This is a genomic window from Sandaracinobacteroides sp. (assembly GCF_057137845.1).
The window spans coordinates 1-16,259 of the sequence record NZ_DBNHFX010000092.1 but is presented as its reverse complement, the minus strand read 5'-3'; the positions used below and the strand labels follow the sequence as shown (position 1 = coordinate 16,259).

General features: G+C 64.4%; 13 protein-coding genes. 8 read left to right on the top strand and 5 right to left on the bottom strand.

Annotated features, from left to right (window positions below; genetic code table 11):
* Nucleotides 1-272: 272 nt before the first annotated feature.
* A complete protein-coding gene (obgE, locus tag AC16JP_RS04820) occupies nt 273-1,307 on the top strand; it encodes a GTPase ObgE (protein ID WP_484339471.1) in 1,035 nt (344 codons plus the stop codon).
* On the top strand, nt 1,292-2,431 hold the full coding sequence (gene proB, locus AC16JP_RS04815; RefSeq protein WP_484339470.1) for a glutamate 5-kinase: 1,140 nt from the start codon (nt 1,292-1,294) through the stop codon (nt 2,429-2,431). Before obgE ends, proB begins: the two co-directional genes overlap by 16 nt.
* Before the next feature lie 15 nt (nt 2,432-2,446).
* Here proB and AC16JP_RS04810 read toward each other — a convergent pair whose 3' ends face one another.
* Nucleotides 2,447-3,586: an alpha/beta hydrolase family protein gene (locus AC16JP_RS04810; RefSeq protein ID WP_484339469.1), complete on the bottom strand. Its 1,140-nt coding sequence runs from the start codon at nt 3,584-3,586 to the stop codon at nt 2,447-2,449.
* A gap of 42 nt (nt 3,587-3,628) precedes the next feature.
* On the bottom strand, nt 3,629-4,747 hold the full coding sequence (locus AC16JP_RS04805) for an FAD-dependent monooxygenase (RefSeq protein ID WP_484339468.1): 1,119 nt from the start codon (nt 4,745-4,747) through the stop codon (nt 3,629-3,631).
* A 376-nt stretch (nt 4,748-5,123) separates the two neighbouring features.
* Between AC16JP_RS04805 and AC16JP_RS04800 the strand changes: the two genes are divergently transcribed.
* Nucleotides 5,124-7,307: a TonB-dependent receptor gene (locus AC16JP_RS04800; protein WP_484339467.1), complete on the top strand. Its 2,184-nt coding sequence runs from the start codon at nt 5,124-5,126 to the stop codon at nt 7,305-7,307.
* Between the two features lie 55 nt (nt 7,308-7,362).
* Nucleotides 7,363-8,466 carry an amidohydrolase family protein gene (locus AC16JP_RS04795; protein ID WP_484339466.1) on the top strand — a complete coding sequence of 368 codons (1,104 nt, stop codon included), beginning with the start codon at nt 7,363-7,365 and terminating at the stop codon, nt 8,464-8,466.
* A gap of 14 nt (nt 8,467-8,480) precedes the next feature.
* Here AC16JP_RS04795 and AC16JP_RS04790 read toward each other — a convergent pair whose 3' ends face one another.
* Complete coding sequence (locus AC16JP_RS04790) at nt 8,481-9,527, bottom strand: fumarylacetoacetate hydrolase family protein (protein ID WP_484339465.1); 1,047 nt, start codon at nt 9,525-9,527, stop codon at nt 8,481-8,483.
* Nucleotides 9,528-9,672: 145 nt separating this feature from the next.
* Here AC16JP_RS04790 and AC16JP_RS04785 point away from each other — a divergent pair, with 145 nt between their 5' ends.
* Complete coding sequence (locus tag AC16JP_RS04785; RefSeq protein WP_484339464.1) at nt 9,673-10,551, top strand: SDR family oxidoreductase; 879 nt, start codon at nt 9,673-9,675, stop codon at nt 10,549-10,551.
* Between the two features lie 5 nt (nt 10,552-10,556).
* Here the strand turns inward: AC16JP_RS04785 and AC16JP_RS04780 are convergent, their stop codons facing one another.
* Together AC16JP_RS04780 and AC16JP_RS04775 are read right to left on the bottom strand one after the other, a co-directional pair.
* The gene (locus tag AC16JP_RS04780) at nt 10,557-11,507 is read right to left on the bottom strand and encodes a LysR substrate-binding domain-containing protein (RefSeq protein WP_484339463.1); all 951 of its coding nucleotides are present in this window, start codon (nt 11,505-11,507) and stop codon (nt 10,557-10,559) included.
* Between the two features lie 63 nt (nt 11,508-11,570).
* Nucleotides 11,571-12,599: an amidohydrolase family protein gene (locus tag AC16JP_RS04775; RefSeq protein ID WP_484339462.1), complete on the bottom strand. Its 1,029-nt coding sequence runs from the start codon at nt 12,597-12,599 to the stop codon at nt 11,571-11,573.
* A 229-nt stretch (nt 12,600-12,828) separates the two neighbouring features.
* On the opposite strand from AC16JP_RS04775, the gene kce reads away from it, so the two are divergent.
* From kce to AC16JP_RS04760, 3 genes are all read left to right on the top strand, one after another.
* Nucleotides 12,829-13,764 (top strand): 3,5-dioxohexanoate:acetyl-CoA acetone transferase, encoded by a 936-nt coding sequence (kce, locus tag AC16JP_RS04770; protein WP_484339461.1) that lies wholly within the window; start codon nt 12,829-12,831, stop codon nt 13,762-13,764.
* Nucleotides 13,761-14,807 (top strand): SMP-30/gluconolactonase/LRE family protein, encoded by a 1,047-nt coding sequence (locus AC16JP_RS04765; RefSeq protein WP_484339460.1) that lies wholly within the window; start codon nt 13,761-13,763, stop codon nt 14,805-14,807. Before kce ends, AC16JP_RS04765 begins: the two co-directional genes overlap by 4 nt.
* A 93-nt stretch (nt 14,808-14,900) precedes the next feature.
* A partial coding sequence (locus tag AC16JP_RS04760; RefSeq protein WP_484339459.1) for a thiamine pyrophosphate-dependent enzyme occupies nt 14,901-16,259 on the top strand: 1,359 nt, incomplete at its 3' end.

Here is a 16,259-nt window from a genome sequence, read left to right as displayed (position 1 = left end):
GGCTTTCACGGCAGTGGGCGTGGCCTGATGTGCGGCCGGGGCCGCAGCAAAGGCAGCGCCGCTGGCGGCGAGGGCGAAGGCGGCGGTTGCAGCAACAATTGCATGCTTGAGCATCGATCAAGTCCTTCGAATGTGCGCGTCGAACGCCGGTGCGCACGGGCAGCGTGGTGCGCCACTGTTCCTGAATTGCGGATGTCGCGTTCGTTTTCTGCGGTTCATCTTTTTCAGCTATTGCCCTGGGCTACGGTCCCGGCGTTTCGGGGTCTGCCGACATGATGTTTCTCGATCAGGCGAAGGTGCACCTGAAGTCGGGTTGGGGCGGTGATGGCTGCGTCAGCTTCCGGCGTGAAAAATTTGTCGAATATGGTGGGCCGAACGGCGGCGATGGCGGCAAGGGCGGCGACATTCTGTTCGAAGCGGTGCCCGGCCTGAACACGCTGATCGACTTTCGCTACACCCAGCATTTCCGGGCCGAACGCGGCCACGGCGGCATGGGTTCGGACCGGCATGGCGCCAACGGCCGCCAGCTTGTCATTCAGGTTCCCGTCGGCACGCAGGTTCTGGCCGACGACGACGAGCGCACCCTGCTGGCCGACCTGACCGAAGCCGGGCAGCGAATCCTGTTCCTGAAGGGCGGCGACGGCGGCAAAGGCAACGCCCACTACAAGACATCGACGAATCGCGCCCCGCGCCAGTTCCAGAAGGGCTTTCCGGGGCAGGAATTGTCGGTCTGGCTGAGGCTGAAGCTGCTGGCGGACGTCGGGTTGGTGGGGCTGCCGAACGCCGGCAAGTCAAGCTTTCTGAACGCCGTGACCAACGCCCGCGCGAAAGTGGGCGCCTATGCGTTTACCACGCTGAAGCCGCAGCTTGGGGTGGTGTCGCACCAGGGCCGCGAGTTCGTGATGGCCGACATTCCCGGCCTGATCGAAGGGGCGGCCGACGGCGCAGGCATCGGCGACCGCTTCCTCGGCCATATCGAACGCTGCCGCCTGCTGCTGCATCTGGTCGATGCGGGCGGCGAAGCGCCGACCGCAGGCTATGACATCGTCCGCGACGAACTCGAAGCCTATGGCGCGGGCCTCGAGGACAAGATCGAAATCGTGGTGCTGTCGAAGCTGGATACGGCAACGCCGCAGAAGATCGCAGCCGTTTCCCGCGCCATCGAACGGCGCACGGGGGTGGCGCCGCTGGTCATCTCGACAATGACCGGCGAGGGGGTGGACGCGGTTCTTGGTGCAGTGCTGCGCGAACTGCGCCCAGATCATCAACCCGCCGACGCCGAGGAAGCCGGATGGTCGCCGCTATGAGCGGGCGGGCTGGTGGATTTACACCTGCGCACGCGCCGCGGCTGGTGGTGAAAGTCGGTTCGTCGCTGCTGATCGAAGCGTCCGGCGAAGTCCGCCGGGCATGGCTGGAAACGCTGGTCGCCGATCTGGCGGCGCGCCACCGCGCCGGGCAGAAGCTCATTCTGGTATCGTCGGGCGCGATCGCGCTGGGCAGCAGGCTGTTGAAGCTGCCCAAGGGCGGGCGCGGCACGCTCGAGGATGCGCAGGCATCAGCCGCGACCGGGCAGATCCTGTTGGCCGGTCTCTGGGCGGAACTGCTGGCGATGCATGGCATCCCGGCCGCGCAGATGCTGCTGACGCTCGGCGATTTCGAGGATCGTCGCCGGTTTCTGAACGCATCGGCGACGCTCGACCGGCTGCTGAGCCTTGGGGTTGTGCCGATCCTGAACGAGAATGATTCGGTTGCGACCGAGGAAATCCGCTTCGGCGACAATGACCGGCTGGCGGCGCGCACCGCGCAGGCCGGACGCGCCGATGCGTTGATCCTGCTTTCGGATATCGACGGGCTGTACACGGCAAACCCGGCCGAGGATGCCGGCGCTGCGTTCATCCCGACCGTCGAGGACATTGCAGCGGTTGCCCATATGGCGACGCGGGCGTCGTCGTCGGGGATGGGTTCTGGCGGAATGCAGGCCAAGATCGAGGCCGCGCGCATCGCCCATGCGGCGGGCGTGCCCGTCGCCATCGTGGCGGGGAAGCCCGATCATCCGCTGGCCCGCTTCGACGAAACCGGGCGCGGCACGATCTTTGCCGCCCATGATGCGCTGACCGCCCGCAAGGCCTGGCTTGCCGGGCGGATGCAGGTGGAAGGGCGACTTGCGGTCGATGACGGTGCGGTCGAAGCGCTGCGGGCCGGGAAAAGCCTGCTTTCGGCCGGCGTTGTGGGGATCGAGGGCCAGTTTCGCCGTGGTGATGCGGTCGACGTGACCGACCGTGAAGGGCAGCCGGTGGCGCGCGGCCTGATCGGCTATGATGCGGCCGACGCGCGCGCGATCGCCGGACGGCGCAGCACCGAGGTCGAGGCGATCCTTGGCTATGCCCCGCGCAGCGCCGTCATCCACCGGGACCAGCTCGTTCTGCTCTGACGCGCGCGCCTGCGGTCAGGCCAGCCGGTCGGCGACCCAGTCTGCAACGAAGCTTCGCATGGGTTCGATATTGTCGGTGCCGACATGTTCGATGCCGCCTTCCAGCGGGGTGAATATCTTCAGTTCCCGATCTGGGCTGTTGACGGCTTCGGCATGGCTTTGATGGGCGTCGGCCACCGGGATCTGGCGATCGTTGGCGCCATGGGTGACGAGGAACGGCACCGTCATGTGCTGCAAATGCCCTGCAAGGGTGATGCGGTCGCATCTGGCGAGCAGCGCCTCGGCAGACGGTTCCCCCCACACCCAGCACGCATGTTCCCAATAGTGCGGGACCGGGCGGTCGCCCTCGCGCGCGGCGCGGCGATGTTGCAGCGCGCCCCAGTTATGGTTCGCCCCCCAGGCGACACACAGCTTGAGCCGCTTTTCGTAGCAGGCGGCGCGCGGAGCATAATAGCCGCCGAGCGACCAGCCCATGATGCCGATTCGTTCTGGATCGACATCGGCGCGGCGTTCCAGATAATCGACGGCGGCAGCCGCCCAGCGCTCGGTGTCGTGGATGGCGGTCAAGCCGTGCAGGCGCAGCGCGCCGCCGACGCCCGGCTGGTCGATCATCAGCAAGGCAACGCCACGGCGCGCAAACGCGTCGCGGTTGATGAGGTAGATCATCTCCTTGATGCTGTCGAAGCCGTTGCAGAAGATCATGCAGGGCGCCGGTCCGGGCTGGCTTGCAGGCAGGAACAGCGCGGGAAGCATGGCGCCCTGCCACGGGATCTCGACTGCTTCGCAGCGGATGCCTCCTGCACGGAACATGCCGTCACGCGCCACCAGCATCTTTGCATAGGCTTCGCGGCGCGGCGCGTGATCTCGCGCCTGCATGCGTTCGGCCGTCATGCCATAGGCAAGGGAGCGCGCGTATTTTTCGCTTGCCGTGAGGCCGTGGCCTGCGGCCTCGGCTTCGGCGCCCTGTGCGGCCAGCCGGTCGGCGAGCGCCATCCAGCTATCGAAGAAGGCCTGCGTGCCTGCATCGTCGCCCAGAAGCGCCGCTTCGCGCACGGGGGCGTTGGCTTCCTCGATTTCTCCGATGGCGCCGCCCATCGCCAGACAGATGTTGACCGACAGATTCCAGACATAGTTGCCGGGGAATGGCTCGAACATGGAAACTCCTGTGTGCGGGCGAGGCCTTTCGGGGCTGCTGCCTCAGAGGGGTTGCTTCACCAGCTCGAACGCCTTGGCTGCGATGCCGATGTGATCGGCATCGGGAGAACGCTCGATCTCTTGGCGGCACAGCAGTTCCGACCATTCCTTGATCTTCCCCGCACGCGGCAGGCGCCTGTCCATGTAGTTCCGGAAGGCGGTATCGACGTCGATGTCCTTGCCCAGTTCCTCGGCCAGCACCACTGCATCCTCGATCGCCATCGCGCCCCCCTGCCCAAGGTGCGCGGTCGATGCGTGGGCGGCATCCCCCAGGATGACGACGCGGCCCTTGAACCACGGCGCCGGCAGATCGACGACCAGAAACGGCTTCCAGACGATCTGGTCGGCTGGCGGCAGCGTGTCGCGCAGATGGCCGATCCGGCCGCCATAGTTCGCCAGTTTCCGCGTCAGCACCTCGCGCAGATCGCCCTTCGGCTCGACCGGTTCGTCGGCCTTGTCGGTCACGTACATGTACATGATGGTTTCGCTTAGCGGCACCACGCCCGCGCGGTCGCCTTCGCCTCCATCGTAGCTTTCCAGTTCGTCGGTCTCACGCGGGAAGTTGACGCGCCACGCCGCCTGTCCGCTGTAGCGCGGCTCGGCGATCTTGCCGAACACCAGTTGGCGCGTGATCGAATGAATCCCGTCGGCGCCGACCACCACGTCGTAGCGCCCGGTCGTGCCGTCGGTGAATGTCACGTCGACGCCGTCGGCATCCTGCGCCAGCGCCGTGATCGACATGCCGGTCCGCACCCGGGCGCCTGACTTGTCGGCGGCGGTCGTCAGGATGTGGGCGTAGTCGGGCCGGGTGATCCCCATCATCGAGGGGTATTCCGGCCCGGCGATCAGGTCGCCCTTCAGGAAATGCCGGTTCTGCCCCTGCGCGTCGTAATAGGCGAAGCCGTCGTAGGGGTAGCCATGTCTGCGCACTTCTTCGAACATGCCGAGGCTGTGCAACGCACGCAGCGCATTGCCCTGCAGGATGATGCCGATCCCAAGCACGGCATCCGTCTGGTATTTTTCGACGACATCCACCTTGATGCCTTGCCGGCACAGGGCGACGGCCGCCGACAGGCCGCCAATCCCGCCACCCACGATCAACACATTGCTGACAGCGCTCACCACGATCTCCCTCTTGTCGTGTTGCCTGAATTTCAACGGACCATAGGGGGCGGCGGGGGTATCCTGAAATAGTCGGTTGGTATGCAAGGTATCCCGCCCGCTGATCGAGCCGCCGGGGCGTCGGAACGGGCGCTCTTGCAACAATCGCGGCCATTAGCCCGGCATATGGGTGATATAGGAACAACATATTGGAGATTGCTTTCCATGCCTGCCAATCGAAGCGGGCCGCGATCAGGGCCTGGCTGTCGTGCAGCAACGACGCGTGGCCCGTTCCGGCTGAATTGAGGGAGTGGCGCACTGAAGCGCCCGCTTCGTTGGGGAGGTGGCAATGCGAAATGGTTGGTTGCTCGGTTCGGCATGCGTGATCGCAGCCGGGATGTCATTTTCGGCATCGGCGAACGCCGGCGCGGAGGCAGCGCCCGCGCCGGGCGGGGCGCCGGCTGCCGCCGCCGACGTGGAAGGCATTGCCGATATCGTGGTGACGGCACAGAAGCGCGCCGAGAATTTGCAGGAAGTGCCGCTGGCGGTGTCGGCGATCGGTTCGGCCGAACTTGAGCGCAGGCGAGTGACGTCGGTGCTGGATCTGCCGCGCGTCGCGCCGGGAATTTCGGTTGGCCAGCACGCCGGTTTTGCGCGGCTGTTCATTCGAGGCATCGGCCTGACCTCGATTTCGAACGGCCAGGATCCAAGCGTCGCGTTCCAGATCGACGGTGTGGTGATCGGCCGCCCGAGCGCGCAGCTTGCATCTTTCTTCGACGTCGAGCGCGTGGAAGTGCTGCGCGGCCCGCAGGGCACGCTGTACGGTCGCAATGCGACGGGCGGGGTTGTGAACGTCATCACCCGCCGCCCCACACGGGAAAACAGCGGCTACCTCAATCTTTCGTTCGGCAATTACAACGCCCTGACCGCCGAGGGTGCGATCAGCGGCCCGCTCGATTCGCAGGGCGACATCCGCGCCCGTTTCGCATTCCAGACCAATCGCCACGATGGTTTCGGGCGCAACGTCTATCTGAACAAGGAGATCGACGATCAGAGCACCTGGGCGGTGCGGGCAACGATCGAGGCCGATCCGAGCGAAAGAGTTCGCGTTGCCGTGACCGGCGATTTCACCCGCGCCAAGGACGCGAACTACGCATTCCACGCCTTCGGCCCCTATCGCGCCGACGTGCCGATTCCGGGGCTAGACCAGGGCGCGATCATGCTGGTCGACAGCCGCGACATCGCCAGCCGCGTTCACATCAGCAACGATCGCAACAGTTGGGGTTTCGGCGGCACCATCGACGTCGATGCGGCGGATCATCTGGGAATCCGTTCGATCACCGGATATCGCGAATCCTATCGCGCCGGGATCAACGATCCTGCCGTCACCTCGTTCGATGCGTTCGGCCCGACCTTGACGATGGAAAAAGCCCGGCAGTTTTCGCAGGAACTGCAACTGAACTATAGCGGAGACCGGCTGCAGGGCACGGCTGGGCTGTTCTATTTCAGCGAGAATGTGCATGCGCAACTGCACGTCGACTTCCCGTTTCTGGGGCGTGTATTCCACTTCCAGAACCCCGACCCGACCTATCATGAATATGGCGACCTGAGCGTCAAGTCGTTCGCGGCCTTCACGCAATGGACCTATGAAGTGGTCGATGATTTCCGGCTTACGGCGGGGCTTCGCTACAGCAACGAGAAGCGGCACTCGGTCGGCAATCTGACGGTGTTCACCTTCATGCCGCCGCCCAATTCGGCAAACATCGTCATTCCGATCGACCAGAGCAGGACCTGGAACGCGGTCACGCCGAAATTCGGGGTGGACTATCGGCCTGCCGAAGACGTGATGCTGTATGCGTCGGTGACGCGCGGCTTCAAGAGCGGGGTCATCCTGATCGGCAACCCGAATCCGCCGGTCGGGCCGGAATATGTCTGGTCTTATGAAGCAGGCTTCAAGACCACGCTGCTGGATCGCCGCCTGCAATTGAACGGCAGCGCGTTCTATTATGATTACAAGGATTTGCAGGTAAACAAGCTGGTCGGCAATTCGATCGTGACGGAAAATGCCGCGTCGGCGCGGGTGAAGGGTTTCGAGCTTGAGGTGACGGCAAAGCCGGTGCCGCAGCTCGATCTCAATCTGGCGATCACCTACCTCGATGCCCGCTTCCGCGAGTTCGAAACCAAGAACCCGGCGCGGCCCGAGCTTGGCATTCTGAACCTGTCGGGTAACCATCTGGCGAACGCGCCGCAATGGGCGATCAACGGCGGCGCCGAAGTCGAGCTGCCGGTGGGGCTGCCGGGGCGGCTGTCGCTTCGCGGCGATGTCGCCTACAGCAGCAGGCAGTTCTTCACCGAGTTCAACGACGACCGGCTGTCGCAGAAGCCGGTGGCGCTGGTGGATGCGTCGCTCCAGTATGAAAGCGCCGACGAGCGCTGGCGCGCTAGCCTGTTCGTGAAGAACCTGACCGACCAGAAGGTGCGCAGCAACGTCTTCGTTGCCGCCCAGACCACCGGTTTTGCTATGAACGGCGGCTACAAGCCGCCGCGCATGTGGGGCGCAAGCGTCGGCTACAGCTTCTGACAATGGTTGCGGGGCCGGGCGGAAGCCCGGCCCTGATCCGTTCGGGATAGATCGCATGGTGGACGAATTCGGTATCGGCGGAGGGGCCGGAATGGACCAAGGGCAGGATCAGCTGCTGCACCGGTGCGGCACACATCGGGCGCCGGTGCCCGTGGGCGCACGCGTGCCGAAGCTGGCGGGACCAGCAATCGACCTGCATTGCCACATTCTGCTGCCCGAGGTGGAAGCCATTGTGCGCGATCAGCCTGGCTTTGTCGCGCAGGCCGGCGCCGAGGCCGACGCGATCGGCGCCGGGTCGGCGGCGGTCAATCAGGCGCGGATCGCCGGGCTGGTGCCAAGGCTGACCAGCGTTGAAGCGCGCCTTGCCGACATGGATGCGATGGGCGTCGATGTGCAGGTCATCAGCCCGACGCCGACGCAGTATCACTATTGGGCCGACGAGGGCCTGTCGGATGAAATCGTTCGCCGGATCAACGACAATATTCTGGACGTCTGCGCGGCGCACCCCGACCGGCTGATGGGACTGGCGACGGTATCGCTACAGCATCCGGCGAAGGCTGCGATGCAACTGGAGCGGGCCGTTCGCGCCGATGGGTTCAAGGGTGTTGAAATTTCGTCCCGTGCTGCCGATATGGATATTTCAGACAGATATTTCGATCCGTTCTGGCAAAAGGCCGATGAACTGGGCGCACTGGTCTTCATTCATCCATGGGGTACCACGCTGGGCGCGCGCCTGTCCGATCATTATCTGATGAATACCATCGGCCAGCCGTTCGAAACCACGGTGTGCCTGTCGAAGCTGATCTTTGGCGGCACTCTGGATCGCCACCCCGGCGTGAAGATTCTGGCGGCGCACGGCGGCGGCTATCTGCCTGCCTATGCCGGGCGTTCGGATCAGGCGCATGCCGTGCGCCCGGAAGCGGCGGGATGTGCCTGCCGGCCATCCGATTATCTGCGACGGATATGGTTTGACAGCGTCGTCCATGATCCCCGGCAACTGGCGCGGCTGGTGGAGATCGTCGGCGCAGACCGCGTGGTGCTGGGAACCGATTATCCGTTCGACATGGGCGACTATGATCCCGCAGGCCTGCTGGCGGACTTTCCGGAAGACGTGCAGCGGATGATTCTTGGCGGCAACGCCAGCGCGCTTTTGGGCTGACCGGCGGCCGACTGTCAGTCGGGGGAACTGGCCAGCGGCGCGAACGGCCGGTGCAACACCGCGTCCGGGCCGATTTTTTCCCCACGGCAGGGCACCACATGCCGCCCAAGCCCGGCGATTGCGCCGTGCATGATGTCGCCGTCTTGCAGGAAGCGGCCGAAATGCGTGCCGTTGCCGGCCGGCGATCCGGTGCAGATCACGTCGCCGGGCAGCAGTTGCACATGGGTTGAAAGAAACTCGATCAGCCGCGCGATCGGGAAGATCATGTCGGCGGTCGATTCGTCCTGCATCGTCTGGCCGTTCAGGCTGAGGCGGATGCGCAGATCCTGCGGTTGCGCGATCAGCGCGGCTGGCACGATCAGCGGGCCGAGCGGCAGGAAGCCGGGGCAGGATTTTCCAGTGACGAAGTCCAGCCCCATGTTGGGGATGTCGGGCCGGGCGATATGGTCGCGGGCGCTGATATCGTTGGCGATGGTATAGCCCGCCACATGCTGCATGGCGTCTTCGCGGCGGACACGGCGGGCAGGGCTGCCGATCACCACGGCCAGTTCCAGTTCCCAGTCGGTCTGGCTGCTGTCGGCGGGGATGGTCAGCGGATCGAACGCGCCCGCCAGTGCCGACGCCGCCTTGACGAATGCGAACGGGCTGCCGGCGGCGGCGCGGTGGTCCATCAACCGGACTGCCTTGCTGCGTCGTTCGGCGGCGTCGAGGCCGTGGCTGCTTCCGGCTTCGTGGTCGGCCATGATGTCGATCACATGGCGGCGATAGTTGGCGCCAGCGCACAGGATCTGTCGCGGCTCGACCGGCGGCAGCACGACGAGTTCGTCAACCGCAACGCCCGGTTCCGCCGACTTGCGGATTGCGTCGATGCGTTGGGCAAGCTCCGGCCAGTTGTGCGCCCAGTCGGCGAACAGATCGATCGTGTTGCCGGTGCTTTCGCCCCCGATCGGGTGAACCGCACCATCGACGAAGAGGCCGGCGAACGGTTTGCCGCCCTGGCGTTGGAAGCGGCCGATGCCGATTGCCGGAAAATCGTCGTTCGCCATCGCTACGCCCCCCATGGATTCCTTCATGTTCAGGCTAGGGACGGGGGTGGCGGCAGGCCAATCACCAGATGCTATGCTTGCTATTCGTTCTGGTGCTTTCAGCAGCCAAGGAACGCTGGCTAAGGTCGCCAGATACGCGGTTCAACGCGGGGAGGGACAGATGGCAGCGGGTGGCGAAATTTTCCTGAACTGTGCGGGAAGCCGTACCCAGCACGCGGTGATGCGCGGGTTGCGGGCGCGCGGCGGGGCGTTCCGGGCCTATGGTCGCAAGCTCGACCACGACGCACTGCGGAAGGCTGGCGCAACGGCAATTGTGCAGGGGGGCATGCTGGATATCGACGCCATGTGCGCGGCGATGCAGGGTGCCTCGACCGTGGTGCATGTCGCTCCGGCGTTGCAGGACAAGGAAGTGGCGATGGGCCAGTTCGCCATCGACGCCGCGCGCCGCGCCGGTGTCGGGCACTTCGTCTATGTGTCGGTGATCCTGCCGCAGATCGACTATCTGATGAACCACCGCGCCAAGCTGGCGGTTGAAGACTATCTTGTCATGTCGGGCCTGCCGTTCACGATCGTGCGGCCGATACATTATTTCCAGAATCTCGACATCGCGGCCGCCGCCGGTTCGGGCAGGCTGATGCTGACCTACGATGTCGACAGGCCGCTTGGTTTTGTCGACATGGAGGATGTGGGCGAAGTTACGGCGAAGGTCGCAACCGAGGACGGCCATATCTGGGCGACCTATGATCTGTCCTCGCCCGAACAACTGAGCGGCACGGCAATGGCTGCCGCACTTTCCGAACTGACGGGCCGCCCGATCGGGGCGGAACGGATACCGCTGGATGCGCTGGTTGCGATGCTGGCGCCGATGCTGGCGTCTGAACCACACGCAACCGACTATACCGCCGCGATGATCGAGCGGTTGTTCAATTTCTACAGCCGCTTCGGGCTGAAGGGGAATGCGAACGTGCTGCGCTGGCTGCTCGGCCGCGAGCCGGTTGGATTTCAGGCTTATGCAAGGCGCTGCCTCGGCAGCGACTGACGCCGTTACGCGTCGTTGCCGGTTTCGGCCATCACCTGCTGCGTTACTTCCAGCACGATGTCGCGGAACCAGCGATGGCCAGGATCGGGATCGTTGCGCGGGTGCCAGCACAGTTGTTCGGCAAGGGTCGGCAGGTCGAGCGGCGGCGGATCGATGATCCTGAGGTTCAGCGTGCGGGCATAGCGTTTGGCCAGCATTCTGGGCGCGATCGTTGCCAATCCCGTTCCGGCGACGACGCGGAATGCCTCGTGGAACGATGGCAGCCAGAACCTGACGGTTGGATGGTCGGCCTGATGGCGCAGGATCTTTTCGGCGATCGACGCCGTCTGGATGCCGAACTGCACACCGACATAGGGAATGGCGCAGAACTGCTGATAGGTCAGGGTTTCGCCGACCAGATCATTGTCGGCAGCGACCACCAGCACGAACCGGTCGTTGAACAGCGGGGTTTCGCTGAATGTCTTGTCGAGGCCCGCCGGGTCGAGCGTCAGCAGTTGCGACACCACGATCGCAAAGTCGATGCCGCCTTCCGACAATCGCTGGAGCGTTGCTTCGGAAAGATCCTCGAACTGGAAGCGGATGCCTGGCGCTTCGCGGATCAGCCGCTGTGCCAGCGGCAGGGCCAGCAATCCGCTGCACAGCGACGATCCGGCAAGGCGGAACAGCCGGTCGGCGCCGGACGGATCGAATTGTTCTTCCGCATCGGACAGCGCGCGCACGCGGGTGAGGATGTCTCGCACCGGATCGACCAACTGGCGCGCGCGCGGCGTGAGTTCGAGGCGCCTGCCGATGCGTTCGAGCAGCTCGTCCTCGAAGTGCCACCTGAGCTTTTGCAGGGCTGCGCTCATGCCCGGCTGCGAGATGTGCATACGCTCGGCTGCACGGGTGACGTTGCGCTCGCTCAGCAGCGCATCGAGTGCGATCAGCAGATTGAGGTCGAGTCCCTGCAGATGCATCAGAAAATCCCTCGATTCCTAAGGAACCGGGAATAGCGGCTTTCGGGGCCGTGCAACAGTGTGTCAGAGGCCGAGCAGCCGCGCCGGCGTGGTGATCGCGATCTTTTCGACTGCGGCGGCGGTGATGCCGGGAGTTTTCTTCAGGTCGCCAAGGCCGTCTTCCTCGCCGACGGGGAAATCCGAGCCGAGGACGATGCGGTCTATGCCGACGATCCGGATCAGCGCGTTCAGGATGTCCGGGCTGTAGACACAACTGTCGTAGTAGAAATCCTTCAGGTAAGTGCTTGGCATGCGGCTGATGTTGCGCATGGTCTGCGGCCGCTCGATGGCGTTGCGGTCGAGGCGGCCATAATAATGCGGCAGGAAGCCGCCGCCGTGGGCGATGACGATGCGGATGCCGGGGTAGCGGTCGAAGACGCCGTTCATGATGATCGACGACATCACTTTCACTTCTTCGATGCCCTGACCGACGGAATTGGAAAGCGCATATTCGTTGAGCGGCGGCTGGTCGTCCTGCCCGTGCGGATGGATGAATACCGTCAGCCCCAGTCGGTGCACCGCTTCCCACAGCGGGTCGAAGCGCCGGTCGCCATAGTAAACGCCGTCGGGCGAGACGGACGAAATCTGCAGCACCTTCATGCCAAGCTGCGTCGCCGCGCGTTCGAGTTCGGGGATGGCAAGCTTCAGGTCCTGCGTCGGGATGCCGAACGCACCGTGGAAACGGCCGGGATGGGCCTGCATCCATTCGCGGGAAATGCGGTCGTTGTTGGCGCGATAGAGCCTGAGATCATCGGCCGGTGTGCCCCAGCTGATGCCGTGGATGGCGTTGGAATAGCCGACGACGTGGCTGCCGATGCCATGCCGATCCATGTGCCGGATGTGCGCATCCGGTGACTGCATCGCTGTGATCCAGGCGCCCGCATGTTTTGTTTGCAGATCGCTTTGTGCGGCTTTGAACAGATTCGGCAGATCGGGGTCGAACATATGGGTGTGGAAATCGATGGGCCGCAGCGCGGCAGTGGCGGCAAGCGCCTTTCCGGCGTGGCCAGCGAATGCGGCGCTGGCGATTGCAGCCAGGCCGGCCTTGGCCATGCTGCGCCTCGACATCAGGCATTGACGGCAACCGTGCATTTCGTCCCTCCACTCCCGTTTGGTGGTGTTAGGTCGAACCGGTGTGAAGCAGAAATCGGCAGTGCTGATGATACGCATAACATCTCTCGATTTCCGAAGCCGCGGAGGGTGCCCCTAGGGTCTCGTTGCAAGAATAGCTGCGGGGCAGGCGCGAACAGCCGCCGCCCTGCGCGAGTCAGGGGAGAAGTTCGTGGCGAAGAAGGTCATCATTACTTGCGCGGTTACGGGTTCGGTGCACACGCCGTCGATGTCTCCGCACCTGCCGGTAACGCCGGCCGAAATCGCGCAGGCGGCGATCGGTGCCGCCGAGGCGGGCGCAGCAATCGTTCACCTTCATGCGCGCGAACCGGAAACCGGCAAGCCGACGCAGGACCCGGCAGTCTATGCGAAGTTCCTGCCGCGCATCGCCCAGGAATGCCCGGCCGTCATCAATATCACCACGGGCGGCGCGATCACCATGACCGTCGAGGAGCGCCTGCGCCCGGCGACGGTCTTCAAGCCGGAAATCGCGTCGCTGAACATGGGTTCGATGAACTTCGTGCTGTCCGAGATGCTGGGCCGCTACAAAACCTTCCAGCACGACTGGGAGGAGGAGCATCTGAAGAGCACCGAGCGCAACATCTTCCGCAACACCTATAGCGACATCGAGCATATCCTGCGCACCTGCGGCGATCAGGGCACCCGCTTCGAGATCGAGTGCTATGATGTCGGCCACCTGTATTCGGCCGCCTATTTCCGCGATCGCGGACTGCTGACCGGCCCGATCTTTCTGCAGACGGTGTTCGGAATCCGTGGCGGAATCGGCGCCCACTACGAAGACGTGCTGATGATGAAGCGCACTGCCGACCGGCTGTTCGGCCCGAATGATTATGTGTGGTCGGTGCTTGGGGCGGGGCGCAACCAGATGCCGATCGCAACGATTTCGGCGGCGCTTGGCGGCAATGTGCGCGTTGGCCTGGAGGATTCGCTGTGGGGCGAACCGCACCAGCTTGCCGCCAGCAATGCCGAACAGGTGAAGAAGATCCGGCGTATCCTGGAAGGGCTGTCGCTGGAAATCGCAACGCCCGAAGACGCCCGCCGGATGCTGCAACTGAAGGGGTCGAGCGACGTGGGGGCGATGGCATGACGCTGATCCGGACCGGGCGCGGGCCGAACCCGCTGAAGGGCTTTGCCGTTGATCGCCAGGCGATCGGGCGTATCGGGCATGATCTCCAGCGGCCCGAATGCATTCTGGCCGAGCGTGACGGCACGCTCTGGTCGGCGGATGCCCGTGGGGGTGTGATACGGATCGCGCCAGACGGCTCGCAGACGCTGGTTGCGCAGCGGTCTGACCACCATTTCGACCTGTCGAAGAATGCCGCCGCCAGCCTGCTGACGGGGACGCTGCCGAACGGATTGGCGTTTGCCCGCAATGGCGACATCCTGATTTCCAACTTCGGCACCGACAGGCTGGAAATCATGACACGCACCGGCGACACACGGGTGCTGGCCGACAGCATCGACGGCAGGCCGCTGGGCAAGGTGAACTTCGTGCTGCGCGACCGCCGCGACCGCATCTGGGTGACGATCTCGACCATGGTGAACCCATGGAGTGACGCCACCTGCCGGGGACTTGCCGATGGCTATGTCTGCCTGCTGGACGACAAGGGTTTGCGCATCGTCGCCGACGGCTTTGCATTCACCAATGAAATCCGCCTCGATGCGGCGGAAGAATGGCTCTATGTCGCCGAGACGACCGGCAAGCGCGTGACGCGGCTGAGGGTTCAGCCCGACGGCACCCTGACCGACAGGGAAATCTTCGGGCCCGACAATCTGGGTGCAGGCGTCATCGACGGCATCGCGTTCGATGCCTACGGCAACCTGTGGGCGACGATGATCATCGCCGATCGCCTGATCGCGATCACGCCCGAGGGTGAAGTGCTGGAACTGCTGGACGACGGCAATGCCGAGGCGACCGCCGCCTACGAGGCGGAGTTCGCGGCCAGCAGCCCCGGCCGGCCGGTCAGCTTCGATACGATGATGAAATGCGGCGGAACGATCGCGCCGTGGATGGCCAGCGTCACGTTCGGCGGGGCCGATTTGCAGACGGTCTATCTGGGCAGCCTGCGCGGCAACCATATCCCGTTCTTCCGCTCGCCGGTTGCGGGGCTGCCGATGGTGCACTGGTAGCCTTGCCCTGTCTGGCCGGATGATCGATGGGCTGCCCGGCCGCCAACGGCCTGCTAAGGGGGTGGCTGGAAACTGAACGCAAGAGGTAGTGCAATGCCCACGACATCCAAGGCGGAACGACAGGATCTCCTGGCATCGCTGACGATGCTGGAGACGCGGCTGCGCTGGATTTCCTCGTGGATGATCCACAACGCCAACCATATCCGGCCCAAGCGTGACGGGCTGAAGGTGGGCGGGCATCAGGCGAGCTGCGCCTCGCTGACGGCGATCATGACGGTGCTGTATTTTCATGCGCTTGGCCGCCATGACAAGGTGGCAGTGAAGCCGCATGCCGGCCCGGTGCTGCATGCGATCCACTATCTGCTCGACAACCAGACACGCGAGCGCATGGAGCGGTTTCGCGGCCTCGGCGGGGTGCAAAGCTATCCCAGCCGCACCAAGGACTCGATTCCGGTGGATTTCTCCACCGGGTCGGTGGGTTTGGGGGTTGCAGTTACCGCTTTTTCCAGCCTCGTGCAGGATTATCTGATCGCGCATGGCAGGCTGGCGCCGGAACAGGCCGGGCGCATGATCGCGCTGATGGGCGACGCCGAACTGGACGAAGGCAATATCTATGAATGCCTGATCGAAGGCTACAAGCACGATCTGCGGAACTGCTGGTGGATCGTCGACTACAACCGGCAGTCGCTGGACAGCACCACCGCCGACCGCATGTTCCGCCGCTTCGACGACATCTTCGAAACCTGCGGCTGGAGGGTCATCACCCTGAAGCACGGCAAGCGCCAGCAGGCGGCCTTTGCCAAGCCGGGCGGGCGGGTGCTGGAGGACTGGATCGACAACTGCCCGAACGCCGACTACGCTGCGCTTACCTACAAGGGCGGGGCCGCATGGCGCGAACGGCTGCTGGCCGATATCGGCAGCCAGCCCGAGGTTGCAGCACTGCTGGCGGGCTTCGACGACGACGAACTGGCCGCGCTGATGATGAATCTTGGCGGCCACTGCATCGAATCGCTGATCGAGGCGTTCGACGCCGCGCAGGACGACAAGCCGACGCTGTTCATCGCCTATACGGTGAAGGGATATGGCCTGCCGCTTGCCGGCCACAAGGACAACCACAGCGGTATCATGAATCCGGCGCAGATCGCGCAGTTCCGCACCTCGCTTGGCATCGCCGAGGGGGACGAGTGGAACAAGTGGGGCGGCCTTGGTGACAATGCGGCAGCGCGGCTGGCGGCGTTCGTCGGCCAAAGCCCGATCAGCAAGGTGCCGCCCGAAGCCGATGCGCCCGCAGTTGCCGTGCCGCGGCTGGTTGCGCCGCACGCGGTCGAGCAATCCACCCAGTCGGCGTTCGGGCATGTCCTGCTGGAATTGGCGAAATCCGGGGACGCACTGGCCGACCGCATCGTCACCACCGCGCCCGACGTGACCCAGACCACCAATCTGGGCGCATTC

Coding starts and splice junctions, on each gene's coding strand:
- proB (WP_484339470.1), top strand. CDS start 1,292: ATGGTCGCCGCTATGAGCGGGCGGGCTGGTGGATTTACACCTGCGCAC.
- AC16JP_RS04795 (WP_484339466.1), top strand. CDS start 7,363: ATGGTGGACGAATTCGGTATCGGCGGAGGGGCCGGAATGGACCAAGGG.
- AC16JP_RS04775 (WP_484339462.1), bottom strand. CDS start 12,599: ATGGCCAAGGCCGGCCTGGCTGCAATCGCCAGCGCCGCATTCGCTGGC.
- AC16JP_RS04790 (WP_484339465.1), bottom strand. CDS start 9,527: ATGGGGGGCGTAGCGATGGCGAACGACGATTTTCCGGCAATCGGCATC.
- AC16JP_RS04785 (WP_484339464.1), top strand. CDS start 9,673: ATGGCAGCGGGTGGCGAAATTTTCCTGAACTGTGCGGGAAGCCGTACC.
- AC16JP_RS04780 (WP_484339463.1), bottom strand. CDS start 11,507: ATGCATCTGCAGGGACTCGACCTCAATCTGCTGATCGCACTCGATGCG.
- obgE (WP_484339471.1), top strand. CDS start 273: ATGATGTTTCTCGATCAGGCGAAGGTGCACCTGAAGTCGGGTTGGGGC.
- AC16JP_RS04800 (WP_484339467.1), top strand. CDS start 5,124: ATGTCATTTTCGGCATCGGCGAACGCCGGCGCGGAGGCAGCGCCCGCG.
- AC16JP_RS04810 (WP_484339469.1), bottom strand. CDS start 3,586: ATGTTCGAGCCATTCCCCGGCAACTATGTCTGGAATCTGTCGGTCAAC.
- AC16JP_RS04765 (WP_484339460.1), top strand. CDS start 13,761: ATGACGCTGATCCGGACCGGGCGCGGGCCGAACCCGCTGAAGGGCTTT.